This window comes from Jiella flava, assembly GCF_017349315.1.
Classification (GTDB): Bacteria; Pseudomonadota; Alphaproteobacteria; order Rhizobiales; family Rhizobiaceae; genus Jiella; species Jiella flava.
This window is the reverse complement of the sequence record NZ_JAFMPP010000012.1, coordinates 81,342-104,218: the sequence shown is the minus strand read 5'-3', so window position 1 is coordinate 104,218 and position 22,877 is coordinate 81,342. Positions and strand designations below refer to the sequence as shown.

Annotated in this window: 19 protein-coding genes; 7 read left to right on the top strand and 12 right to left on the bottom strand. The window is 63.4% G+C overall.

All coding sequences use genetic code 11. The annotated features are described in order from the left end of the window. Positions 1-21 precede the first annotated feature (21 nt). The gene (locus tag J1C48_RS13960; RefSeq protein WP_207258580.1) at positions 22-891 is read right to left on the bottom strand and encodes a GNAT family N-acetyltransferase; all 870 of its coding nucleotides are present in this window, start codon (positions 889-891) and stop codon (positions 22-24) included. A gap of 3 nt (positions 892-894) precedes the next feature. After that, complete coding sequence (locus J1C48_RS13955; RefSeq protein WP_207258579.1) at positions 895-1,704, bottom strand: polysaccharide deacetylase family protein; 810 nt, start codon at positions 1,702-1,704, stop codon at positions 895-897. Positions 1,705-2,395: 691 nt separating this feature from the next. On the opposite strand from J1C48_RS13955, the gene J1C48_RS13950 reads away from it, so the two are divergent. From J1C48_RS13950 to J1C48_RS13940, 3 genes are all read left to right on the top strand, one after another. Next, the gene (locus J1C48_RS13950; protein ID WP_207258578.1) at positions 2,396-4,114 is read left to right on the top strand and encodes a sensor histidine kinase; all 1,719 of its coding nucleotides are present in this window, start codon (positions 2,396-2,398) and stop codon (positions 4,112-4,114) included. Positions 4,115-4,119: 5 nt separating this feature from the next. After that, complete coding sequence (locus J1C48_RS13945) at positions 4,120-4,836, top strand: response regulator (RefSeq protein WP_207258628.1); 717 nt, start codon at positions 4,120-4,122, stop codon at positions 4,834-4,836. Between the two features lie 102 nt (positions 4,837-4,938). Further along, a complete protein-coding gene (locus J1C48_RS13940) occupies positions 4,939-6,984 on the top strand; it encodes a sensor histidine kinase (RefSeq protein WP_207258577.1) in 2,046 nt (681 codons plus the stop codon). On the opposite strand, the gene J1C48_RS13935 is transcribed toward J1C48_RS13940, so the two are convergent. The 9 genes from J1C48_RS13935 to J1C48_RS13895 form a co-directional block, all read right to left on the bottom strand. Beyond that, a complete protein-coding gene (locus J1C48_RS13935; protein ID WP_207258576.1) occupies positions 6,941-7,927 on the bottom strand; it encodes a type II secretion system F family protein in 987 nt (328 codons plus the stop codon). The genes J1C48_RS13940 and J1C48_RS13935 overlap by 44 nt on opposite strands. 153 nt (positions 7,928-8,080) lie before the next feature. Beyond that, the gene (locus tag J1C48_RS13930; protein WP_207258575.1) at positions 8,081-9,088 is read right to left on the bottom strand and encodes a type II secretion system F family protein; all 1,008 of its coding nucleotides are present in this window, start codon (positions 9,086-9,088) and stop codon (positions 8,081-8,083) included. 4 nt (positions 9,089-9,092) lie between these two features. Further along, complete coding sequence (locus J1C48_RS13925) at positions 9,093-10,586, bottom strand: TadA family conjugal transfer-associated ATPase (RefSeq protein WP_207258572.1); 1,494 nt, start codon at positions 10,584-10,586, stop codon at positions 9,093-9,095. A gap of 135 nt (positions 10,587-10,721) precedes the next feature. Then, positions 10,722-11,984 carry a CpaE/TadZ family protein gene (locus J1C48_RS13920; RefSeq protein ID WP_207258570.1) on the bottom strand — a complete coding sequence of 421 codons (1,263 nt, stop codon included), beginning with the start codon at positions 11,982-11,984 and terminating at the stop codon, positions 10,722-10,724. Between the two features lie 14 nt (positions 11,985-11,998). Then, on the bottom strand, positions 11,999-12,706 hold the full coding sequence (locus J1C48_RS13915) for a CpaD family pilus assembly protein (RefSeq protein WP_207258567.1): 708 nt from the start codon (positions 12,704-12,706) through the stop codon (positions 11,999-12,001). 19 nt (positions 12,707-12,725) lie between these two features. Continuing rightward, positions 12,726-14,342, bottom strand: coding sequence for a type II and III secretion system protein family protein (locus J1C48_RS13910; RefSeq protein ID WP_207258565.1), 1,617 nt, complete (start codon positions 14,340-14,342; stop codon positions 12,726-12,728). Positions 14,343-14,353: 11 nt separating this feature from the next. Beyond that, entirely contained in the window at positions 14,354-15,190 is an 837-nt protein-coding gene (cpaB, locus tag J1C48_RS13905; protein WP_207258563.1) for a Flp pilus assembly protein CpaB, read from the bottom strand. A 460-nt stretch (positions 15,191-15,650) separates the two neighbouring features. Further along, positions 15,651-16,370, bottom strand: a complete 720-nt coding sequence (locus J1C48_RS13900) for a L,D-transpeptidase (protein WP_207258562.1) — start codon at positions 16,368-16,370, stop codon at positions 15,651-15,653. Between the two features lie 241 nt (positions 16,371-16,611). Next, entirely contained in the window at positions 16,612-17,343 is a 732-nt protein-coding gene (locus J1C48_RS13895; RefSeq protein WP_207258560.1) for a L,D-transpeptidase, read from the bottom strand. Positions 17,344-17,837: 494 nt separating this feature from the next. Here J1C48_RS13895 and J1C48_RS13890 point away from each other — a divergent pair, with 494 nt between their 5' ends. Beyond that, positions 17,838-18,032: a hypothetical protein gene (locus J1C48_RS13890; protein WP_207258559.1), complete on the top strand. Its 195-nt coding sequence runs from the start codon at positions 17,838-17,840 to the stop codon at positions 18,030-18,032. 72 nt (positions 18,033-18,104) lie between these two features. Next, positions 18,105-18,752, top strand: a complete 648-nt coding sequence (locus J1C48_RS13885) for a DNA-3-methyladenine glycosylase I (protein WP_231081796.1) — start codon at positions 18,105-18,107, stop codon at positions 18,750-18,752. 27 nt (positions 18,753-18,779) lie between these two features. On the opposite strand, the gene J1C48_RS13880 is transcribed toward J1C48_RS13885, so the two are convergent. Next, positions 18,780-18,920: a hypothetical protein gene (locus J1C48_RS13880; RefSeq protein WP_207258557.1), complete on the bottom strand. Its 141-nt coding sequence runs from the start codon at positions 18,918-18,920 to the stop codon at positions 18,780-18,782. Between the two features lie 922 nt (positions 18,921-19,842). Here J1C48_RS13880 and J1C48_RS13875 point away from each other — a divergent pair. Continuing rightward, positions 19,843-21,135, top strand: coding sequence for a glycerate kinase type-2 family protein (locus J1C48_RS13875; RefSeq protein ID WP_207258554.1), 1,293 nt, complete (start codon positions 19,843-19,845; stop codon positions 21,133-21,135). 157 nt (positions 21,136-21,292) lie between these two features. After that, positions 21,293-22,870 (top strand): ATP-binding protein, encoded by a 1,578-nt coding sequence (locus J1C48_RS13870; RefSeq protein WP_207258551.1) that lies wholly within the window; start codon positions 21,293-21,295, stop codon positions 22,868-22,870. The last annotated feature ends 7 nt before the right edge of the window (positions 22,871-22,877 follow it).

The following is a 22,877-nucleotide window of genomic DNA, read 5'->3' as shown; positions in this document are numbered from 1 at the left end:
ATCCGCCGTCGCCGTAACCGTTCAGGGCAGCTTTTGATCGAGCAGCAGCACTTCGCTGTAGAGATGATCGATATCGCGAGGCGCGACGTCCGGCGAGCGATACCAGCGCGCCAAGGGGATCGTCTCCACGACGCCCTTGTCGGCGCATTCATCGAGCATCCGCGTGTCGACGGCAAGCACCGCCGCCTCACCGGTGCAGACGCAATCGGCGATTGCGCTCGCATGCTGGGAGAGAAAACTGAGATCGGAGGCGTGCAGCACCTCGTGATAGGCGATCGCCGCGCCCTTCAGCTTGCGCTGCCAGACGAGCCAGGTGCCCGTTCCGGTCTTGTCGCTTTCCAGATAGGCGTGATGGATATCAAGGCCGCGATGGTCGTCGAGCCTTTGGCGCTGGGCCGCCGTGAGCTTTTCGCGGATGGCCGTCTCGTCCGCAATGAGCCGCAAGCCGCCCATGCCGGGATTGGCGCCGGGGCGAAACAGGCTGCGGGTGGAATCGAGCACCGAAAAGCCGAGCGCGCGGATCTTGCGACCGGTGGCACGGCGAGCGGTCATCGTCTGATAGGTGACATCCGGCTTCGCCATGCCCGACCGCAAGAGATCGTCGCCGACGCCGCTGCCGCGATAATCGGCCAGGAGATACCAGGACGACAGATCGCAGAAGCGCCGTATTCCCTTGGCGGTGGGCCGGTCCGAATAGATCGTACCCATGAAGCCGACGATGCGTCCGGCATCCTCGGCCAGCCAACCACGCTCGACCTCCGGCGGGCGAAACGGATAATCGAGGATCCGCCGCCATCGCTCGATTGGAATGCGGGCGTTCATCCGTTCATTGAGAAGCCCCGCGACCGCGTCGATGTCCTCAAGGCCCGCTGGGCGAATGTGCGCCGCCATCGCTCAGCCCATCGGAGTTTCGGCAAGAAGAGTGGTGATCGGCTGAAAGCGGATTGCCGGATGCGCCCCGAGTCGCCCGAGCAGCCGCTCCAGAAACGACCAGGTCGCCTCGTCATGGTCGAGGTGATGGGTGAGAAGGCCGAAGGGCTCGTCCGGATCGGTTCGCCGCAGCCGGCGATCGGCCAAGCGCTCGGCAAAGAGCGTGATCAGCTTCTCAATGCCGGCAAAACGCGCCCCGCCCTTCCAGGTGAGAAGGTCGAGATGGGCGTTGATCGCCGCCAGCCGCGGCGGCAGCGCCAGCGGCTGGCCGTCGGTCGCGCCGCCGCCGCCGGCGCCTTGATAGAGGCGCGGCCCAAACCCGGACAGGCCGAAATAGCCCTGCTGCGGCAGGGCCGCCGCGACCAGCGGATCAATCCGGTTCCACGGCGGCACCATGAAGGGCAGGAAGCTCGCGCCGAACGTCCGCATCAAGATCCGCATGCCCTCGCCGAGCTCGTCGAGGACCGCCTTGGTCGCGCGATCGCCACCGCATTCGACCGCCCGCATGCCGGCACCGGCGTGATTGCGATGGGCAAAGCCGTGCTGCAGCACCGTGATCCCAGGCACCGCCAGCGCTCCGACGAGATCCGGCTGCATCGTCGCGGGCACCGCGGCGATCGCCAGCGGCAAGCGGTGACGCCGCGCGGCGCCGATCAGCCGCGTCAGCTGCGCACTGGCGCCCGCCGCATCGTCGTCGCGCCACCATAGCGCCACCGTGCGGCCGCTCGCGGTCCAGCGGTCGAGTTCTTCATCGAGTGCGTCGAATGCTTGCATGCAAATCCCCAAGTGCCACCAGTGCCCAGCGTTTTAACCGCAAAGGCGCGGCCGCTTCCGTCTCGTTTGGTGTGCGGACCGCCATCTTACGACGGGCATATGATGGGCAATGCTGGGCCGGCCCGATCGACAGTTGGACCCGTCCCGCGACGAAACACCGACAAAATCCGATCGCCTTGCCATGAAGCAGCGATGAAACACGGCCGCACTGCCCCCATCCATCGCCAGCTTCGATGTCGAAGCAGCCAGTCGAGCCGGTTGGATAACGCCATGAAACGCATTTGCGAAGTCCCTCCAACACGCCTCCCATTCCGCCACCCCAAATGAATCGCTCCATTCTGAAGGATTTGGGCGCCGTTTCCCATCACTCGCCAGGACTGAGATGGATCTCTTTTTCTCTGAGAACCCAATCGCTTCATCGAAAACCCTCAAGCATTGTCCGGCGCAGTCTTTCAAGCGGTGACCGATCATCATGTGAGATCAAGCTCGCCCTTAAACTGCCGTTACGGAAAAATGCCTTTGAATTTTGAGTCGCTTGCCGGTTAAATGTCAAAAAATGCCTTTCGAGAGACGATGATCGAACAATTTCGCGCTTCTCATCCAAGTTCTGCTGATAATCCGGCTGGTCTACCTTCCGGAGCACTAGCGGACACATCTCTCGCCGACCAGCGAAACGACGATCGCCGCGCCGATGCCAAGTGATTTCCTGGAATTTGCGACGATTGACGACCCCCTTCGCCAGCCGGCGATCGAGCCTGGTTGGAAGCTCGCCGTCATTGATGACGACGAGGTCGTCCACGAGGGCACACGCTTCGCGCTCCGCCATTTCGTCCTCGAAGGATATGGATTGGAAATCGTCGGCGCCCGCTCGGCAGAGGAGGGCTTTGAGCTTCTGAAGGCCCATCCCGACACGGCTGTCGTGTTGCTCGACGTGGTGATGGAGAGCGACGATGCCGGACTGAAACTGGCCAAACGCATCCGCGAAGAGCTGAAGAACGAGCTGATCCGCATCATCTTGCGAACCGGCCAGCCGGGCCAGGCACCGGAACGCCAAGTGGTCGTCGACTATGACATCAACGATTACAAGGCGAAGACCGAGTTGACGGCCGACAAACTGTTCACCACGCTGACGACGGCGCTGCGCGGTTTCGACCAGCTGAAGCGCCTCGACGACACCCGAATCGGCCTTGAGATGATCGTCGGCGCATCCGCCTCGCTATTCGACGATCGTTCGCTCCAGACCCTGGCCCATGGCGTGTTGATCCAGATCAGCGCGCTGCTCGAGATCGAGACCGACGGCATCTTGATCATGCGTGAGACCAACGGCGCCGACCCTCATGTCCTTGCCAGCCTCGGCAAATTCGAATCCACCGACTGCATGCCGTTCGATCGCAGCCGATTGTTCGCCCATGCGGCGAGCGCCGGTAAGCCCTTCCGGCACGACGGCCTCGTTTGCCTGTTCGTCAAAACCGGCAGCGGCGCGGAAATCCTGGTCGCGCTCGCCACCGCCGACGACTTGTCGGAAACCCAGGCCTCGCTGGTTTCGGTGTTTTCGGCCAAGCTCGCCATCGCCTTCGACAATGCGCGGCTCTACGACGAATTGCGTCTGGCCAACGAAGAACTGGAAGCGCGTGTCGCCGAACGCACGCTTGAACTTGCCGGCGCCAATGAACGACTGCGCGCGCAACGCGCCTTGTTGAAGCGGGTCAACGCCTTCAAGAACGAAATCCTCGGCACCATCGCCCATGATCTAAAAAATCCGATCGCGGTCGTCCTTGGACGCTCCGAGATGCTGACCAGTCTGACCGAAACGATCGAAACCGAGATGCGCGAGCGCTTTGCCAAGCAGCTCGATCATATCCGCGCCTCGGCCGAACGGATGACCCGGATCGTCGAGAGATCCATCGCCGACGCCCTGGCCGATGCCCTCGACATCACCATTGAGCGGCGCAGCGTCGATCTGGCGGCGATCACCGAGACGACGGCCGAACTCAGCCGCGCGATCGCCGATCGCAAGGGCCAAAGCCTCGCGATCTCGATCGCCGAGCGCTTGATGATCGAGGGCGATCCCGACCGGCTTGCGGAAGCGATCGACAACCTCGTCAGCAATGCGATGAAATATGCCCCGCCCGGTGGCGATATCAGGATCGAGGCCGTTCGCAGCAACGGCAATGCCCGGGTGACGGTGGCCGATTCCGGTCCGGGTCTCAACGCCCAGGACACCTTGCGCCTGTTCGGGCGCTTTCAACGATTGTCGGCCCAGCCGACCGGCGGCGAAAGCTCAACCGGTCTCGGCCTGTCGATCGTTTCCAAAATCGTCGAGCTGCATGACGGTGAAATCGTCGTCGAAGAGAAGGGTGCGCTCGGCGGTGCCAGCTTTTCAATCCTACTTCCGCTTCGGGAGTCCTGATGGTCATGCGTGCCGAGCCCATCCTCTTCGTTGTCGACGACGAAGTCGAGACGCGCGAACTGATCGGTGATTATCTCGCCATGAACGGCTTTCGTGTCCGTCTTCTCGATGGTGGCAAGGCGTTGCGCGATCAAATGGCGATCGAACAACCGGATCTGATCGTCCTCGATCTCAACATGCCGGGTGAGGACGGCCTTTCGATCGTCCGCCGGCTGAAGACCGAGAGCCCGGTTCCGGTGATCATGCTGACCGCGACAGCAAGCCTCGTCGATCGTGTTGTCGGCCTGGAACTCGGCGCCGACGACTATCTCGCCAAGCCTTGTGAGCTGCGGGAGCTTCTCGCCCGGATCCGCTCGGTGCTGCGCCGGTCCCGTCATGCGGCCAGCATGCCACCACCCGAACCGTCGCCCGTCCGCCGCGAGATCCGCTTTGGAACCAAGTGGCTCGATCTCGACACCCGGTCGCTACGCGGCAGCGACGGCGAGGAACATCCGCTCGTCCATTCGGAGTTCATCCTGCTCAAGGCGTTTGCCGAAAATCCGCGCCGCGTCATGTCGCGCGAACGCCTGCTCGACCTCGCCAGCGCCCGCGACAACGAGCCCTTCGATCGTGCCGTCGACGTCAGGATCACCCGGATCCGCAAAAAGATTGAGCCCGATCCGGCCCGCCCGACGGTGATCCGCACGGTGCGTGGCGTCGGCTACATCTTCTCGCCGGAGTAAGACCGGCATCGCCCGCGCCGGTCTCGGCCGGCGCTGGGGCAACGGCGAAGAAATGCTTCAGAAACATGCCCGGTTTCAGCGGCCGGGCGAGGCTGAGATAGAATGATGGCTGGGAAGGACACGACCATATTCCGGCTCTCGATCACGCGGAAAGTCTTTCTGGTCGGCGCGATTCCGATCGTTCTCGCCGTGGCGCTCGGCATCGCCGCCACGGTCCTTTTCGATCGGGCGGATCATGCGCGGCGCGGCGCCCTGACGGTCTCCAATGTCTTTCGCCACGTCGTCTCAGCGATGAGCGCCCAGACCGACTTCATCCAGGCCGAGCCGATGGAGCGAAGCACCCATCTCGGCTCGTTTCTTGCCAATGCCGGCGCTGCCTCGGCAGGCCTCGGAGAGCTCGATCGGACCGTCTCAGATCCCGACCAACGCGACGCGATCACCGCGACGATCAACGCCCTTAACCGGTTTCGCACCGCGATGGGGGAGTTGGAGACGGTGATCGCGGCCAGTGATCGGCGTACCCGGCGGATGAATAACCAACTCGGCCGATTGAGGGCGCTCGTCGAAGCGGTCCGCGCACGCGGCTCTGAAACGAGCAACGCGGCCGCCGGTCCGCAGCGGCAAAATATTGCCTCTGCGTTGCAAGCAATCAATCCGCCAACGCCCGCGAAGGCGCAGGACGTCGCCGTGCAGACCATCCTGCTCGCTGACAAAAGTGAAGAGGCGATGCGCCGCCACAAGCTCGCCGCCATCGCTGATCTGGCGGCAAGCAGTGGTAGGCTGCGGCGCGCCATCGGCGATCTGCTAGTCGCCGCGTCCCAGCGCTCCGGCATGCTGGAAGCTCTCGATTCCTGGCAGCGGGAGCTCACCGGAGCGCGGGCTGATTTCGCAATCCAGAACGCCATCTTGCGGCGTATGGTGGCTGCCTCCAACGGCATGGTCTTCGAGGTTTCCAATCTCAATGCCAGCCTGTCCCGCCATGCGGAAGCGGCGGGCGACAAGGCCCGCCAGATCCTCGCCTTCAGCGCCGCCATCGGCCTTGCGGTTGCCGTCGTCTTCGGTCTCGTCGTCGCCGGCTCGATTACCCGGCCGCTGAAACGGCTCGAACAGGACATGCGGGTGCGTGCCGCAGAACCCGCAAAGGGCGCCTTGCCCGAAGCCGAGCGGAGCGACGAGATCGGCCGAATGGCCCGTGCCACCAACCACTTTCTCGCGGAGTTGCAAAAGCGCGAGGGAGCATTGCGGCGTGCCAAGGACGAGACCGACACGACGCTTGCCAAGCTCAAACGGACCCAGAGCGAACTCCTGCAAAGGGAGAAGCTTGCATCCCTCGGCCAGCTCGTCGCCGGCATCGCCCACGAGATCAACACGCCGCTCGGCGTCGCCCTCACCACCGCCACGGTGATGCGCCAGGAGACCGAGAAATTCGGCCAGGCAACCGCCGAAGGAAAAGTCACCCGTCAGGCCTTCGACGATTTCATCGCCCGCACCGGCGAGGGCGCCCGCCTCGTCAACGCCAATCTCGATCGCGCCGCCGAACTCGTCGCCAGCTTCAAACAGGTCGCGGCCGATCAGGCGAGCGGCGAACGCCGTGCCTTCATGATGAGTGACTTCCTCGACGACCTGTTCCGCAGCCTCGGTCCGATGCGCCGGCGGTTTTCCCACCGCATGACGGTGGACTGCGCGCCGGACATCGTCATGATCTCCTATCCTGGCGCGTTGTCCCAGGTTCTCACCAACCTTCTCACCAACGCCTATGCTCACGGCTTTGCGCCGGGCGACAGCGGCACCGTTTCGGTCAAGGTTGAACCCAAAGGCGCCGATCGGGTCGCGATCACCTTCTGTGACGACGGCCGCGGGATCGCGGCGGAACACCAGGCGCGGATCTTCGACCCGTTTTTCACCACCGGCCGGGGCTCCGGCTCGACCGGCCTCGGCCTGCATATCATCTATAATCTGGTGACCGGCATGCTCAGCGGCTCGATTAAGGTCGACAGCACCGTCGGCAAGGGCACGTGCTTCACCATCGACATTCCCCGCGAGCGCCCGGAAACGGAGACCGCAGCGCGCCATGCAGACGCCATAGCCGGCGGGCGAAGCGATCTCACTCCAGACCGAAGACTCGAATCACGGCCGGCCCGAGGATGACGACGAAGAGGACCGGCAGGAAGAACACGATCATCGGCACGGTCAGTTTCGGCGGCAGAGCGGCCGCTTTCTTTTCGGCGGCGTTCATGCGGATGTCGCGGTTTTCCTGCGCCATGACGCGCAGCGCCTGACTGATCGGCGTGCCGTAACGTTCGGCCTGGATTAGCGCTGTACAAACGGCTTTGACTCCCTCGAGCCCGGTGCGGCTGGAGAGGTTGTCATAGGCCTGCTTGCGGTCAGGCAGAAAGGACAGCTCTGCGGTCAAAAGGGTGAGTTCCTCGGCCAGCGGGATCGACTGAATGCCGACCTCCTCGGCGACCCGGCGGAAGGCCGCCTCGATCGAGCTCCCCGATTCGACGCAGATCAACAGCAGATCGAGCGCATCCGGCCACGCCTGCATAATCGACTGGCGACGCTTCTGGGCGGTGTTGTTGACCAGAATGACAGGTATGTAGAAACCGAGATAACCAGCGATCAAAAAGACCAGCAACCGGACGGGGAATGGCCAGCTCGCCAAGAGGCCAAGACCGAAGATGTAAAATGCCGCGATCGCGAAAAAAACGAGCGGGATCGTCACGCGTGCGAACAGAAACATTGTCAGCGGCCGCTGGCCGCGATAGCCGGCGGCCCTCAGATTGGCGACGGTCTTGTCGTCGACGAGCGCGCTGCGCAGATTGAGCCGCTCGACCACCATGCCGGCAAAGCCGCGATTGTGCTCCTGGCGCAATCCCCGGCCCCGCTCCTTTTCCGAAGCGAGGCGGGCGCGCTCGCGGGCGCGGATCTGATCGCGCTCGAGCGCGACGGCCTTCATCCGCGACTTCAACTTGTTCCCGGCAAGGATTGGCACGGCGATCGCCAGCAACGTGGTGAACACGCCGATAGCCACGATCGCGCTGAGAACGAACTGGCTCGACAGGCCGAGCGTTTGAAAGACGTCTTGCATGGCGTGCCGCTTTCCGAACCGTGGCGGATCAGCGTTGCCGATATCACCCCGGCACCGCATCGTTGTGTGACAGCGACCGGACGGCGCGGCGATGTCGAGGCGCGGCGATCGTGAGGTCATTTTGCATTTTCAAAGCGTCCCGTTCAGACGCCATCAAATATCGAAATTGATCATCTTCTTCATCATCAGGACACCGAGGAGCATCCAGATTGCACTGATACCGAGCAGAATCTTGCCGTAGACATTGGTGTAGAGCAGGCTAATGTAGGCGGGGTTGGTCAAGGTCACGAGGCCAAAGACGACCACCGGCAAGGCACCGATGATGCCGGCTGAGGCCTTCGCCTCCATCGATACCGCCTGAACCTTGTCGCGCATCTTCTTGCGCTCGCGCAGCACCCGCGACAGATTGCCAAGCGCTTCGGACAGGTTGCCGCCCGCCTGAGCCTGAATGCCAATCACAATGACGAAGAAATTCACCTCGGGCGTCGGAATGTTGCGGTACAGGCGCTCGACCGAGTCGGCCATCGACATGCCCATCTGCTGGCTCTCGACGACCCGGCGAAACTCCGATCGCACCGGCTCGGAGGTTTCGCCGGCGATCATCTTGAGGGTGTCGTTCAGCGGCAAGCCGGATTTCACGCCGCGCACGATCAAATCAATCGCGGTGGGGAATTCCTGCGTAAAGGCTTGGAAGCGCTTCTTGCGTGAGCGGGAGAGCAGAAATCGCGGCAGACCGAGACCCGCGATCACGACAATGCCGAAGATCACCAGCAAGGGCAACCCAAAAGCCACGGATATCAGCGTCGCAAAGAGACCAAAACCGAAACTCATGGCGACAAACTGGCCGACACTGATCTTCCAGCCGGCCTGCTCCATTCGCCGTTTCAACGGCAGTTTGGAGAGATTCTTGTCACGCTCCTTTTGCCGTGCCTCCAGTTCCTTCAGCGAGTTCTGAATCGATCTGCGGCGCTTCACCTGCTCCTGCAGGCGATCACGCTGAACCTTATGGGCCTTGCGATCGCTCTCATTGCGGCTGACGACATTGCGGCGCTGCGCGACACGCTTGTCGCGGGCCAGACGCGGCTGCAGCACGGCGAAGGCGAGACCGCCGGCCGCGACCGTCGAGAGCAGCACGAAGAGGATGAGGGCGCCGGCTTCCATCGGATCAGATCGCCGCCTCGGTGGCTTCGGGCAGGCTGGCATCCAATGCCCGCGCCAGCCGCTGTTCCTCGTTGAAGTAGCGGGCGCGATCCCAGAAGGCCGGCCGGCCGATACCGGTCGATTGATGGCGGCCGACGATCCGCCCCGCCGCATCCTCGCCGACGATGTTATAGACGAAGAGGTCCTGGGTGGTGATCACATCGCCCTCCATGCCGATGACCTCGGTGATGTGGGTGATGCGGCGCGAGCCGTCGCGCAGGCGGGTGGCTTGGATGATCACATCGACCGACCCGGTGATGATCTCCTTGACCGTGCGCGAGGGCAGCGAATAGCCTCCCATCGCGATCATCGATTCCATGCGGTTGAGGCACTCGCGCGGTGAGTTGGCGTGGATCGTGCCCATCGAGCCATCGTGACCGGTGTTCATCGCCTGCAACAGATCGAAGACCTCGGGTCCGCGCACCTCGCCAACGATGATCCGCTCGGGACGCATACGCAGGCAGTTCTTGACAAGATCGCGCATGGTGATTTCACCCTCGCCCTCGATATTGGGCGGACGGGTTTCCAGGCGCACCACATGCGGCTGCTGGAGCTGAAGTTCGGCCGAATCCTCGCAGGTGATGATGCGCTCGTCTTCATCGATATAGCGGGTGAGGCAGTTCAACAGCGTGGTCTTGCCGGAGCCGGTGCCGCCCGAGATCACCACATTGCAGCGCACCCGGCCGATGATCTGCAGGATCTCCGCACCAGGCTGTGTGATCGACCCATACTGCACGAGCTGATCAAGGGTGAGCTTGTCCTTCTTGAACTTACGAATGGTCAGCGCGGCGCCATCGATCGCCAGCGGCGGGGCGATCACGTTGACGCGCGAGCCATCGGGAAGACGGGCATCGCAGATCGGCGAGGTCTCGTCGACGCGTCGGCCGACCTGGCTGACGATGCGCTGGCAGATGTTGAGAAGCTGCTGATTGTCGCGGAAACGGATCGCCGTCTCCTCGACCTTGCCATTGACTTCGATAAAGGTCTGGCGGGAGCCATTGACCATGATGTCGGCGATGTCGTCGCGCGCGAGCAGCGGCTCCAGCGGGCCGTAGCCGAGAACGTCGTTGCAGATGTCGGCGAGCAGCTCCTCCTGCTCGGCGATCGACATGGCGAAGTTCTTGATCGCGATGATGTCATTGACGATGTCGCGGATTTCCTCGCGCGCCGCCTCCTGCTCCATGCCGGCAAGCTGCGACAGGTCGATGGTGTCGATCAGCGCCGCAAAGACCTGACTCTTGCGATCGTAATATTCCGGCGACTTGTCGGCGGTGGGCCGGGGCGCCGGCACCGGCGGCGCAGCTGTCCGCGTGGCTGCGGGCGCGGCCGGCGCACTTGGCGCCGGTGGCGGCGGCGTGGCCGGGCGCGGGCTTGCGGACGCCGGCTGCGGCGGCGCCGGCCGGGGCATGGTCGCCGCGCCCTGGCTTGGCGCTCGTTCATTTCCGCGCTTGCCGAACATTGTCTCACTCCCCGATCATCTGACGCCGACCACCGGATTTACGGGGTTCCGGCGGCGGGTTCGTTCAACCGCCTTGGGTGACGAAGCCGATAACGGTTCCGGCACCCCAAGGGGATCTTGCAGGCCGTTGCCCTGTCAGGCGCGCAGCCGCAGCTTTTCGAGCAGTCCGCCCTTCTTCTGCTTTTTCGCCTCACCGCGGCCGGTCAGCACATGGGCAATGTGGTGAAACACCGAGACCGCCGGATGTTTGGAATCGATCTCGGCAATCATCCGGCCGCTATTGGCGGCATTGCCGAAGCCCCCTGGATCAAACACGATCTCGGCCAAAGGCTCGACTCCCAGCGGCTCGCTGAATTCGGCCGAGGAAATCTCCGGCCGCTTCGGCATGGCCAACTGGTTGAGCACCAGAAACGGCAGCGAATCATTCGGCCGCAACTTCACCAAGTTGTCGACGAGATTTTTGGCATTGCGCAGATTGGCGAGATCAGGCGTTGCCGTGATCACCACCTGGTCGGCGCGCGAGAGCACCGAGCGCGTCCACTCGTTCCAGCTATGGGGCACGTCGAGCACCACGGCCGGCGCGCCGCGCTGGGCGATTTCGATGAGGGCATTGAAGGCGTCGCCCGGAAAATCATAGGTGCGATCGAGCACCGACGGGGCGGCCAAGAGCGAGAGATGGTCGGCGCATTGGGCCAGCAGCCGGTCGAAATAGACGTCGTCGATCCGATCGGCCGAGAACAGAGCCTCGGCGATGCCCTGAGCCGGATCCTGGTCGAAATTGATGTTGGCGGTGCCGAAGGCGAGATCGAGATCGGCGAGCACCACGTCGCTTGAAAACAGCTTGGCGATCGACCAGGCGACATTGTGCGCGATGGTCGAGGAGCCAACCCCGCCCTTGGCGCCGACGAAGGCGATCGTACGGCCGAGCGGTTCGGCGCCCTCGGCGGTGAACAGGTCGCCGATCACGCTCATCACGTCGGCAAGCGAGACCGGCGCGACGAGATATTCGGAAATGCCGCGATGGATCAGGTCGCGATAAAGTGCCACGTCGTTGTGGTGGCCGATCATCACGACCTTGGAGCCGGGATCGCAGACATCGGCCAGAAGCTCGAGTTCGCCGATCAGCTCCTGCGGCCGCTGACGCGATTCCAGGATCACCAGATTGGGCGTCGGCGCCGATTGGAAGTGCTCGATCGCCGCCTTGATACCTCCCATCTGCACTTTCAGATGGGCTTTGGCCATGCGCCGGTCCGCCCCGGCCATTTCGATCGGATGGGACACCGACTCGGTCTCGCAGAAGGCCTGGATCGAAATCCGCGGAATCGGACGGATTTTGTCGACCTGAGCCTGCGGGTCGGACGCCGGGAAAGCGCCGTCATCGTTGCGCGTCTGATCCATCGACTTCTCTTCCATTACCAATCGTAGTTGGACAGGGCGTCCTGCTCTGCCGCGCTGGTGTTTTCACCGTTGCGGTACTTGTCGATGACCGTGGTGCGGCGCTCCGGATCCGAAGGATCAATGCCGCGCGGAGCGAGAAGATCGCGCGGATCGGCGATCTGCGCCGCCAGGTTCTGCTGACTGGCACAGCCGAAATTGAAGTAGTTCTTGTTCTCCGACGTGTCGGCGAGGTCTTCCGGCCAACGCCCACAAGGCCCGGTCTTGGCGACGAGCGTCGAATAGGCGAGCCGGATCGGCGTCGGCCCGGTATCACCGACTGCCGAATAGGGCGAGATGATGATCTGGCCTCGGCCGACATGATACTGGCGCAAGGTCTTGACGACATCCCGCGAGACGGCTTCGGCGGCCCGCTCATTGACCGAGCCGTAGGGCACGAGAACCCGCATCGTGTCGATCTTCTGGACGCGAAATTCCTGGGCAAATTCCCGCACCCGGCTGCGGCTCGACAGCGTCAGGCGATCCTGCGACGTGGTCACCGGAATATCGATCGCCGTCTCGGCCTGGGAGACAATGATCGGATGGCGGGTGCGATAGTCGTCCGGGATCGCGCCGACCTCGACGTGATGAACGTTGGCACAACCCGCCAGCAACGCGAGCGCGGCGCCAGCGAGCGCCGGCCTGACGCCCGCGATGCGGCGGGGAAGAAGAGTCTGCGTCGTCATGATCAATATCCCCGTGCGCTCACTTGTAGATGAAGCCGACGACACCGTGATATCGGCCAGGCGGCAGATCGGTTTCCATGTGCCCATAGATGCGGTTGAGACGACCGAGGAAGTCCGCCGAGCCATCGCTGGAGACGTTGAAATTGTCGTCGGGCCGCGCCAGCGCCTGCCGGGCGACCGGCCGCACCAGATAGGGCGTCACGATCACCACCAGTTCGGTCTCGTAGCGCTGGAAATCGCGGCTGCGAAACAGCGAGCCGAGCACCGGCAGCTTGGACAGCCCCGGCAATCCGGAGAGAACCTGTCGGACTTCGTCGCGCACCAGACCGGCGATCACCAGCGATCCACCCGACGGAAGCTCGACGGTGGTATCGGCGAGGCGCTTGCGCAGACCGATCAGATTGATGCCGGGGGCAACGCCTTTCGGAATGTTGAACGGGCTTTCGAAAGTCGGCTCCGAGACGCTGGTGCGGATTTTCAGATTGATCCGGCCGGCCGACAGCACGACGGGGGTGAAATCGAGCCCAATGCCGTAGTCGATGTCCTTATGGTCGTAGGTCACGGTGGCAGGCGTGGTATCATAGCCGACGATATTGCCGGCATTGTTCAAGATCGGCGTGCGTTTCTCCGGTGTTTCGGTCTTGCCGGATGCCGTTGAGAAACTGCCACCGACCTTGAAGCTCGCCTTCTCGCCGGAGATCGCCGTCAGACTCGGCTCGGCGAGGGTGCGCATCACCCCGGCCTGCTCCAGCGCCGAGATTTCGGAATCGAGCGAAGTGTTGCCGATGGTTCCGGCGATCCCGCCGCCACTGCCGGACAGAGCCTTGCCGAGACCGAAGGGATTGTCGCCCATTACGCCGAAACTGACGCCATCGATCGCCGACGACAGGCTGCCGTTGAGGCCGAGCTGCTTGACGATCGAGCGCTGGATCTCCGCGACGGTGACCTTCAGCGTCACCTGGTCCTGGCCGGCGATGGTCAGGAGATTGACGATCTGGCTCTTGCGCCGCTGTTCCTGGGCAAAGGCGACATCGGCGCCGCTGCCGGTGCCGCTGCCCGTCGCCGAGGCCGACTGGATATATTGACCGGTCGTGCCCTCGCCGCCGGTGACGAAGATGTTGGCAAGCTGCTCGACCTTCGCCGCGTCCTGGGGAGTCTCGACCGAGCCGGTCAGGACGACGTTGTCGTTGAGCATCTCGACCTTGACGTCGGAGGTCGGGATATATTTTTGGATCGAGGCTTCCAGGCCGGTGATATCGCGCTCGATCTCCAGATCGATCGAGGCGATCTGGCCGCCCGATTGATCGAAAACGACGATATTGGTCTGGCCGATCTTCTTGCCGAAAATATAGATCCGGCGCGCGTCACGGGTCACCGCGTCCGCAACCGCCGGATTGGCAACCAGAATATCGTGCGCATCCCGCGAAAGAACGATCACCTTCGACTTGTTAAGACCAAGGCGGATCGTCTGATGTCCCTGGCGCACTTGGATCACCGTCTGCTCGGCGGAAGCGGACGCCATCGGCATGACCGGGCTCAAGGTCGTCGCGATCGCGGTGACGGCAACCAGAATGGGGCGCAGCAACGGACGCAAGACGGCGGGGCGCAGGCGGTTCGAGCGAAAGAGGAACGACATCGGTTTTACCCTCACTGCGTCGTGGTCACGTCGTCGATCCGGCCGTATCGAACGACGCGGATCTTGTTAGGATCGGCCTGTTTCTGTTCGAGCAGGAAGCGCGCATAACCGGGCGAGCCGGGCACGGAATCGGCCAACGCACGCAGCGACAGAACCAGCCGGTCAGCCATCTGCTGGGCGGCGGTCAACGCCTCGGCCTGTTGCGGGGTCACCTCAAGCGTCGCCGTCTGGCCGAGCACCACCTTCTCGCCGTCCTTTTCCTGCACCGACTGATCGATGGCGAGAACCCGGAGATTCTTCAGCACTGTCTCGGTCGTGGTGCGCTGTCGCTGCCCCACCCCGCCCGGACCATCGGAGGTGTCGACCCGGCGGGTCATGATGACGTCGACATGGTCGTTGGGAAGAATGAATCCGCCCGCCGCGGTGTCCGCCGAAATGCGCACGGCGACGGCCCGCTTGCCCTCATCGAGGATTGCCGACATGAAGCCGTGATCGGGGCGGATCAGCTTGGACTCGCGCACCGGCTCGCCGGCAAAGAACGATTGCTTGGCGATCGCGCCGGCAAACGAGTCGACAGCGTTCGGCTTGTTCGACTTGAGAATGAGATCAGGACCGACGCCGTCTTCGGGCCATTTCTGCCAACCCAGATGGCCGCTGACCAGATTGCCCATCGGCACGGCGGTCTTGGTGACGAGAACGTCGACCAGGCGGATGGGCGGCTGCGCCGGCGCGGTGGTGATGATCACCGGCTCTTGCGGCTTGTTTTCACTGAGATTCATCGCCAGCAGTCCGGCGCCGACGGCGGCGACGGCCGCCACTCCGACGACTGCGAAACGTGCAAGGCTCATCCGAAAACTCCTGCAAACGTGCCGGTCTTCCGGCTGTTCACGCTCGTTATCGGGCACAAAACCTCAATGTATGGTTAACAAAGCCTCTCCAGCTGCAGGGATTCGTCAATCTTTTCACGCAGAAGGCTGTGCGGCTCCAGCTTTCCGAAAGGCACGATGAGGGAAAATCCGGGCAACAGCGCTGGTCTAGAGCATGGTGCCGAAAAGTTGCATGACTTTTCGGGTCACATCATGCGGCAAAACAATGGCTTAGAGCGGAATGGCGATTCCAGTTTATCGCATTCCGCTCTAGATGCGCCCTGCGTCCTATCGGACGCAGAAAGGTCGCTAAGCTCTTAAATCGCCGCATCGTGCTTTGCCGAAAATCGATACCGATTTTCGGGCCGATGCTGTAGAAAAGCGCCCGCTGGCCCCAGACTGGCCGACAGGCGCAACTGTCGTTCGGTGCACAGACGTCAGCTTAGCCGCCGAAAATCGCCTGCAGGAGGTTCGGCTTCTCGGCCGGTCCGAGATCGGCGTAATATTGGCTCGAATTGGTGGCGTTCGGGCCGATGACGATCACCTTGGAGCCCACCGGGACGCGGCCGTAAAGATGCTCGACATCCTGGTTCATCATCCGGATGCAGCCGGACGACATGCGCTGGCCGATCGTCCAGGGTTGGTTGGTGCCGTGAATGCGGAACATCGAGTCGTGGCCGTCGCGGTAGAGATACATCGCGCGGGCGCCGAGCGGATTGTTGGGGCCGCCTGCCATGTAGTCCGGAATGATGTGGCCGTTGTTGCGCTCGCGAACGATCATGCGCGCCGGCGGCGTCCAGCCCGGCCATTCGGCCTTGCGGCCGACCTTCATCACGCCTGACCAGCCGAAGCCTTCGCGGCCGACGCCGACGCCGTAGCGGGTCGCCATGCCGTTGCCCTCGACGTAATAGAGGTAGCGCTTGCTGGAATCGACGATGATGGTCCCCGCCTTCTCCGCGGTCCTCAGGCGCACTTCGGTGCGCATGAACTGCGGCGCCGGGCGCTTGCTCATCAGATTGCGCTTCTGCGCAATCGCGTCGGTGTCGACGGTCTCGAACGAGAAGGTCGCGTAGTTATAACGTTGAACCATTTCGGCCGATGCCTGGTTGGCAACGCCGGCCACCATCCCCGCGACGGCCGCGCCAAGGACGAGTTTGTTCATCGATCGCATGAGTTTCGATCTCCAGCCATGAGCCCGCATTCACGCAGGATGTTGTTGTTGTTGTTGAACCGCCCGGTCATTTGCGCCGGGTCGGTTAGCGAGGGCGGTTCCGCCCAATATTGAGCCAGTCGGGCCATCATCGGATCAAGATTTTGCCATATTTCGAACGGTCTGGTTCTCTGATCGATCCAGCCGTTGATGGCCTGTGCGGTCACAAGTTCGTGATGTTTTATGGTTTGCCTCAGCGCACGACGACGCGCGTGCCGAGTTTGACACGGTCATAGAGGTCGACGACATCCTGGTTTCGCATCCGGATGCAGCCCGACGAAACCGCTTGACCGATCGTCCAGGGTTGATTGGTGCCGTGGATCCGAAACAGCGTCGAGCCGAGATACATGGCGCGGGCGCCGAGCGGGTTCTGAATGCCGCCGGGCATATGGACGGGCAGAATGCGGCCCTTGGCGCGTTCGCGGGCGATCATCTGCGCTGGTGGTGTCCAGCCCGGCCACTCGGCCTTGCGGCTGATCTGGTGGATGCCGCGCCAGCCAAATCCTGGCTTGCCGGTGCCGACGCCATAGCGCCGGGCCGTGCCGTTCGGGCCGACCAGATAAAGAAAATGCGCGTCGGAATTGATGATGATCGTGCCCGGCTTTTCACGGCCACGATAAGCGACCGTCTGTGGCAGGAACTTCGGGTCGATTGCGTGATGCGGGTCGATGGCGCGCACGCGGGCAGGGGCCGCTATGCGCGTTTCGAGGGTGGCGCTGCGAATGGCGGTGCCACTGTCCGGCGTGCGGGCGCCGAGAACGACGCCGCTCGGGTCGCCAAATTCGATCAGCCAGGGGGTGCGGGTCTCGGCCGCAATCCGCACCTCGGGTCGCCAGGCTCCGCGATCTTCAGCGGAAGCACCGCTGCCCAGGGCGGCAAGGCCCGCGGTCAGAGCCAGGGCGGTGAAGGCCACGCGTCTAAGCATCGGTCTCTCCTCAAATGTGCTTCGGGCGCCGATCACGGCGCCGCATCTCACAATGAAGCTCGCGCGAAAGCCCAAGCGTTTGGTTAACCTTGCGGCAGGGTGCGGTAACGCTGTTTCGAAACCGCTTTATAGGGTTAACGTCCGGTTGCGCCGGGCTCGCTGCTGCGGTCGACGTTGAAGCGTGGCGTTGGTCGAAGGCGGTGCAGTTTCCATTTGCCAAGCCTGCATGATAAAGAAGTGGTCAAATAAAAAATATGTGCAAGAGTTAGGCATTGTTGCCGGGTGGCCTGTTTGCTAGCCTCGCTTCGCGTCGGTTGAGACTGGGATGATCGCTGGTCTGCCTGGCTCGGCATCACATTAATGAGACACGCCCAAGGGGACGGGGAGGCGTGCGTCGCGGGGAAATACGCCTGATCGTGGGCAGCGGGGCTGGGTGGCGAGCGACCTTTAACCTTGCTGCGTGGGAGGCGCGGTTCCATCGACGGAGTGGATCGATGATCGCCCTGACCTTGCTGTTGTGCCTGAATTCCAACCCTACCGATTGCCATAGGGAAAACGTCGCTTTCGACGGCTCGATCATGCAATGCGCCCTGTTCGGCCAAGCGGCCGCTGCGAACTACATGCGGGCGCGGCCGAAGTGGTCGCTGAAACGCTATCGTTGCAGCTCTCGCCGCTTGACCGACGCCTGAGACGCAGCCGCTGCAGCCGCTTGCGACGCCGGCGTCGACCTGCCATCACTCGTTGCCATGATGACCCAAGCTTTGAGTGATGAAAATGGTCTCCCCGAAGGCCTGGTGCGCCGGCCCGACGGCGCCGTCGGTTGCGCCTGGCATGGCGCCGACCCACTCTATCGCCGCTATCACGATGGGGAATGGGGGCGGCCGGCGGCCGACGACGATCGTCTGTTTGAGAAGCTCTGTCTGGAAGGCTTTCAGGCGGGGCTGTCCTGGCTGACGATCCTGCGCAAGCGGGAGGCGTTTCGTGCGGCTTTTGATGGCTTTTCGATCGAGCGCGTCGCGCGCATGGGCGATGCCGACGTCGATCGTTTGGTGTTGAATGCCGGCATCATCCGCCATCGCGGCAAGATCGCTTCGGCGATCAACAATGCACGCCAGGCCCAGCGCCTGCGCGATCGCGGCCGTTCGCTCGCGGCGTTTTTGTGGGCTTTCGAGCCTGGGGCAGAGGAACGCCCGGCCGTCGTGACCGCAGCGTTCGTGCGGGCAACGCCGCAGAGCGCGGCCTCGACCAGGCTGTCCAAGGCCTTGAAACGCGAGGGGTTCAGCTTCGTCGGCCCGACGACGGTCTACGCCTTCATGCAGTCGATGGGCTTCGTCAACGACCATCTCGAGGGCTGTTCGGTGCGCGCTGCCTGCGAAGCGGAGCGGGCGGCTTTCGTGCGACCGACATGAGCGGGCCGTTGGGCCAGCGCCGCCGAATCACCCGATCAGGATCAGCCGCAGCGCGATGACGACGGCACCGAAGATGCCGATTCCGGTCAGACACAGGATGACGAGCCACAAAATCCGCTCCCAAGGCGGGCGTTCGGCGGTTCGGTCTCGGACGTCTTCAGGGGGCACGGGTCGCATTCTCCTTGCGTTTTTTGCCACGGACGATTCGGTCGGCAACGCCTATATCGATGTGAACAGTCGAGATCCGCACCGCCGTGCCGACCAGCCGGACGAGGAGGCTCGAATCCGCCCCGCCGCCCGCCAGATCGTCACGTCGGGCGGAAGGTTGGTCGGCCCGACGTTGATCTCGAGGCCGACGAAGCACAACAGGAAAATGCCGCGCGTTGACAGAAAAGGTCAACGATGATGGCCACCCACATCGTTATCGAAAGCGCCGACTCGTTCGTGCCAAACTGGTGGCGCATGACGATACCGGAGATGACGCGCATGCCGACGGGACCGGCGAAGATTTTCATCCAATCGCGAAATGTGTCCATGTAGTGGATTGAATTTGATATTTGAATCCCAGTTGGGATCGTCTGTTGAATGAAATGTCAAATTCGAAAAATCGACGAGGATCATAACCTTGGCTCGTGGTCTTTTCGATTCCGACATGTGCTGAGCGGTTTCCACAGCACGGGATCAAATGTCCGAATCTGACCACTAGGTCGCCCTGCGTCCTTTCGGACGCAGAAAGGTCGCTCTCACCCTTTGAATCGACGCATCGTGCTTTCCGAAATCTGATTCCGATTTTTGGGCCGATGCTGTAGACGGGCTTGCCGGTCTCAGGCCACAAGCTTTCGGGCTTAGTGCGTTACGCTGCGGGACCGATGGTAAAAGCGGGACCGATGATGTGAAAGGAAACGGTGACGGCGAACTGGAAGCGAGCCAGATCGACGGCGTCAAAGTCTTGGAACATGACGGAGCCCCGGTTCGTATCGCGTCTCGGGCACTCTGAACGGCCCATTGCGTTGTTGCCATGCGATAAGTGCTTGATGGCCCGGGGGAGTCGCTGTCCGGCGAGCAATAAATCGGGAGGATTTGAGGAACGATGGACGAAAAACAGGCGGTGCGTCGGCTGGAGACGATTTTCAAAGCTTGCGTGGAAGCGGCCCATCCGCGGGCGATCCTCGCCAGATATCTGCCGGAGCCGCCGGTCGGCCGGATCATCGTCTTGGCGGCTGGCAAGGCGGCCGCATCGATGGCGAATGCTGCCGTCGAGCATTATTGCGGCGCGCTCGGGCTGGATGCCGGCCGCATCACCGGCATCGCGGTCACCCGCGATGGCTATGCGCTGCCGGCGGAGCCGATCCGCGTCGTCGAGGCTGGACATCCGCTGCCGAACGAAGCCGGGCTGGCGGCGACGAAGGACGTGCTGGCGCTGGCCGCCGAGGCGGGAGCTGACGATCTCGTCCTCGCGCTGATTTCCGGCGGCGGCTCGGCGAACTGGCTGGCGCCGGCCGGAGGCGTCAGCCTCGCCGACAAGCAGGCGGTCACCAAGGCCCTGCTGCGCAGCGGCGCTGGCATCGACGAAATCAACTGCGTGCGCAAGCATCTGTCACAGATCAAAGGCGGACGGCTGGCCGCGGCGGCGCGGCGCGACGGCGCACGGCTGGTAACGCTGGCGATTTCCGACGTGCCCGGCGACGACCCGAGCGTCATCGCCTCTGGTCCGACGGTGCCCGACGCCTCGACTCTCGCCGATGCCAGGGCGATCATTTCGAAGCGCGCGATCGCTTTGCCGGAGAGCTGCGAGAAGGCGCTGAACGATCCCGCAAACGAAAGTCCGAAGCCCGGCGACGCGGCCTTTGAAGGTGCCCCCTTCACAATCGTCGCGACGCCGGCCGAGGCGCTGGCCGCTGCCGAATGCGCGGCGAGCGAGGCCGGTTACCGGGTCGAGAATCTCGGCGGCGACGTCGAAGGCGAAGCGCGCGAGGTGGCTGCGGCCCATGCCCGACTGGCGCTCGATGCGAAGGCGAGGGGCGACAAGCTCGCCATCCTGTCCGGCGGTGAACTCACCGTGACGATCAGGGGCAACGGGCAGGGCGGTCCGAACCAGGAATATGCTTTGGCGCTCGCCGTCGCGCTGGATGGCGCGGACGGTATCATCGCGGTCTCCGGTGATACCGACGGCACCGACGGCGGCACCGGTCTTGCCACCGATCCCGCTGGTGCCTTCGTCCTGCCCTCGACGCTCGAGCGCGCCCGTGCGGCCGGTCTCGATCCCGAACAGGCTCTTGCGAACAACGATTCGACCGGCTTCTTTCAGGCGATCGGCGATCTTTTGCAGCCCGGCCCGACCCACACCAACGTCAATGATTGCCGGGTGATTTTGGTGGGCTGAGCGTGGCGATAGATCGTCGACTCTGCGATTCTGTGGAAAGGGCAAGGCTACCTCGCCCTTCGGCGAACTCGCCGTGATAGGTTATGGTCAGAACGTGGCGCGTCCGCTTCGGGAATGGCCTGTCTCCACAAATCTGAACCCCATCGAAAGGCAGAGGATGACTGTCGCCGTCGATCTCGGCACGACCCGCAACGGCGAGCCCGCGGAACTCGATCTGGAAGAGCTTTTGTCGACGCGGCTGCTCGTCCAGGGCAATTCCGGGTCGGGCAAATCGCATCTGCTGCGCCGGCTGCTCGAACGCAGCGCCGGTCACGTCCAGCAGGCGATCATCGATCCAGAAGGCGATTTCGTCACGCTTGCCGAGCGCTATGGTCACGTCGTGGTCGATGCCAATCGCACGCCCGCCGAGTTGACGCGCATCGCCAATCGCATTCGCCAGCATCGGGCTTCGGTCGTTCTCGATCTGGAAGGGCTCGACGCCGAAGTGCAGATGCATTGCTCGGCGGCCTTTCTGAACGGCCTGTTCGATGCCGATCGCGCCTTCTGGTTTCCGATGCTGATCGCCGTCGACGAGGCGCATCTCTTCGCGCCGTCGATGTCCGGCGAATATTCGGAAGAGGCGCGCAAGGCCTCGCTCGGGGCGATGACCAATCTGATGTGCCGGGGCCGCAAACGTGGCCTCGCCGGCGTCATCGCCACCCAGCGCCTGGCTAAGCTCGCCAAGAATGTCGCGGCGGAGGCCTCCAATTTCCTGATGGGCCGCACCTTCCTCGATATCGACATGGCCCGGGCTGCCGATCTTCTCGGCATGGACCGGCGCGCCGCCGAGCGGTTCCGCGATCTCAACACCGGCGAATTCGTCGCCCTCGGCCCGGCGCTCTATCGCCGCCCCGAGCAGGTGCGGATCGGCCCGACCGAGACCCGCTCCAAGGCCGGTCGCCCGACGCTCGCCCCCTTGCCGCAATTGGCGCCCGAGGATTTGGCCGACCTCGTCTTCACCAAGAGCCCCGAGGAAGAAGACGCCGAGCGGCGTCAGGCCCGACGGGGCGTTCCCGGTTTTCCGCCGCCGCCCGCGGCTCAGCCGCGACCCGAAGCGGCGAGCCCTGTGGTGCCGACCCGAGCGATTCTCGAACGGGTCAGCCAGAGCCCGTCGATCAGCGAGCCCGTCGAAGAGGACGACCCGCGATCCACCGAAGAGCGCTCGGCGGCCGTCGACGCGATCTTCGCCGAGATGCTGGAGGATCCGGAAGCGGCCTTCCGCCCGGTGCCGGTGCTCTATCAGGAGTTTCTCACCCATTGCCGCCTGAAGCGGATCTCCGGCGCGGCGACGGATATGACGGTGTTTCGCCGGCGCCTGTCGCTGGCACGGGCGGGCATCGGCGAAGAGACCGACGACCCGGAATGGCAAGCGGTGATCGAGCGGGCCAGCGAGTTGCCGGAGGAGATGCAGGGCGTTTTCATGATGCTCGCCCGGGCCGCCCGCGACGAGGCCGAATGTCCTTCGGACGACGCGCTGGCGCGGGCCTATGGCAGCCATTCGCCGTCGCGCGGCCGGTTTTTGCTCTCCTTCATGGACGAGCGCGGGCTGATCAAGGCGGATCGCGATTTTCGCGGCAACCGGGTGGTGACGATCGCCGGCACCGACTGGCGCACCAAGCTGCCGGAGGTCAAGCTCGACAGCATCGACGAAGCCCGCGCCCGCCGCGCCGCGCGGCTTGCCCGCCAGAGCGGATGAGGCGAGG

What these genes read in the sequence shown, in the direction of transcription:
- J1C48_RS13960 (WP_207258580.1), bottom strand. Translation starts at nt 891, where the DNA reads ATGGCGGCGCACATTCGCCCAGCGGGCCTTGAGGACATCGACGCGGTC.
- J1C48_RS13955 (WP_207258579.1), bottom strand. Translation starts at nt 1,704, where the DNA reads ATGCAAGCATTCGACGCACTCGATGAAGAACTCGACCGCTGGACCGCG.
- J1C48_RS13950 (WP_207258578.1), top strand. Translation starts at nt 2,396, where the DNA reads ATGCCAAGTGATTTCCTGGAATTTGCGACGATTGACGACCCCCTTCGC.
- J1C48_RS13945 (WP_207258628.1), top strand. Translation starts at nt 4,120, where the DNA reads ATGCGTGCCGAGCCCATCCTCTTCGTTGTCGACGACGAAGTCGAGACG.
- J1C48_RS13940 (WP_207258577.1), top strand. Translation starts at nt 4,939, where the DNA reads ATGATGGCTGGGAAGGACACGACCATATTCCGGCTCTCGATCACGCGG.
- J1C48_RS13935 (WP_207258576.1), bottom strand. Translation starts at nt 7,927, where the DNA reads ATGCAAGACGTCTTTCAAACGCTCGGCCTGTCGAGCCAGTTCGTTCTC.
- J1C48_RS13930 (WP_207258575.1), bottom strand. Translation starts at nt 9,088, where the DNA reads ATGGAAGCCGGCGCCCTCATCCTCTTCGTGCTGCTCTCGACGGTCGCG.
- J1C48_RS13925 (WP_207258572.1), bottom strand. Translation starts at nt 10,586, where the DNA reads ATGTTCGGCAAGCGCGGAAATGAACGAGCGCCAAGCCAGGGCGCGGCG.
- J1C48_RS13920 (WP_207258570.1), bottom strand. Translation starts at nt 11,984, where the DNA reads ATGGATCAGACGCGCAACGATGACGGCGCTTTCCCGGCGTCCGACCCG.
- J1C48_RS13915 (WP_207258567.1), bottom strand. Translation starts at nt 12,706, where the DNA reads ATGACGACGCAGACTCTTCTTCCCCGCCGCATCGCGGGCGTCAGGCCG.
- J1C48_RS13910 (WP_207258565.1), bottom strand. Translation starts at nt 14,342, where the DNA reads ATGTCGTTCCTCTTTCGCTCGAACCGCCTGCGCCCCGCCGTCTTGCGT.
- cpaB (WP_207258563.1), bottom strand. Translation starts at nt 15,190, where the DNA reads ATGAGCCTTGCACGTTTCGCAGTCGTCGGAGTGGCGGCCGTCGCCGCC.
- J1C48_RS13900 (WP_207258562.1), bottom strand. Translation starts at nt 16,370, where the DNA reads ATGAACAAACTCGTCCTTGGCGCGGCCGTCGCGGGGATGGTGGCCGGC.
- J1C48_RS13895 (WP_207258560.1), bottom strand. Translation starts at nt 17,343, where the DNA reads ATGCTTAGACGCGTGGCCTTCACCGCCCTGGCTCTGACCGCGGGCCTT.
- J1C48_RS13890 (WP_207258559.1), top strand. Translation starts at nt 17,838, where the DNA reads ATGATCGCCCTGACCTTGCTGTTGTGCCTGAATTCCAACCCTACCGAT.
- J1C48_RS13875 (WP_207258554.1), top strand. Translation starts at nt 19,843, where the DNA reads ATGGACGAAAAACAGGCGGTGCGTCGGCTGGAGACGATTTTCAAAGCT.
- J1C48_RS13870 (WP_207258551.1), top strand. Translation starts at nt 21,293, where the DNA reads ATGACTGTCGCCGTCGATCTCGGCACGACCCGCAACGGCGAGCCCGCG.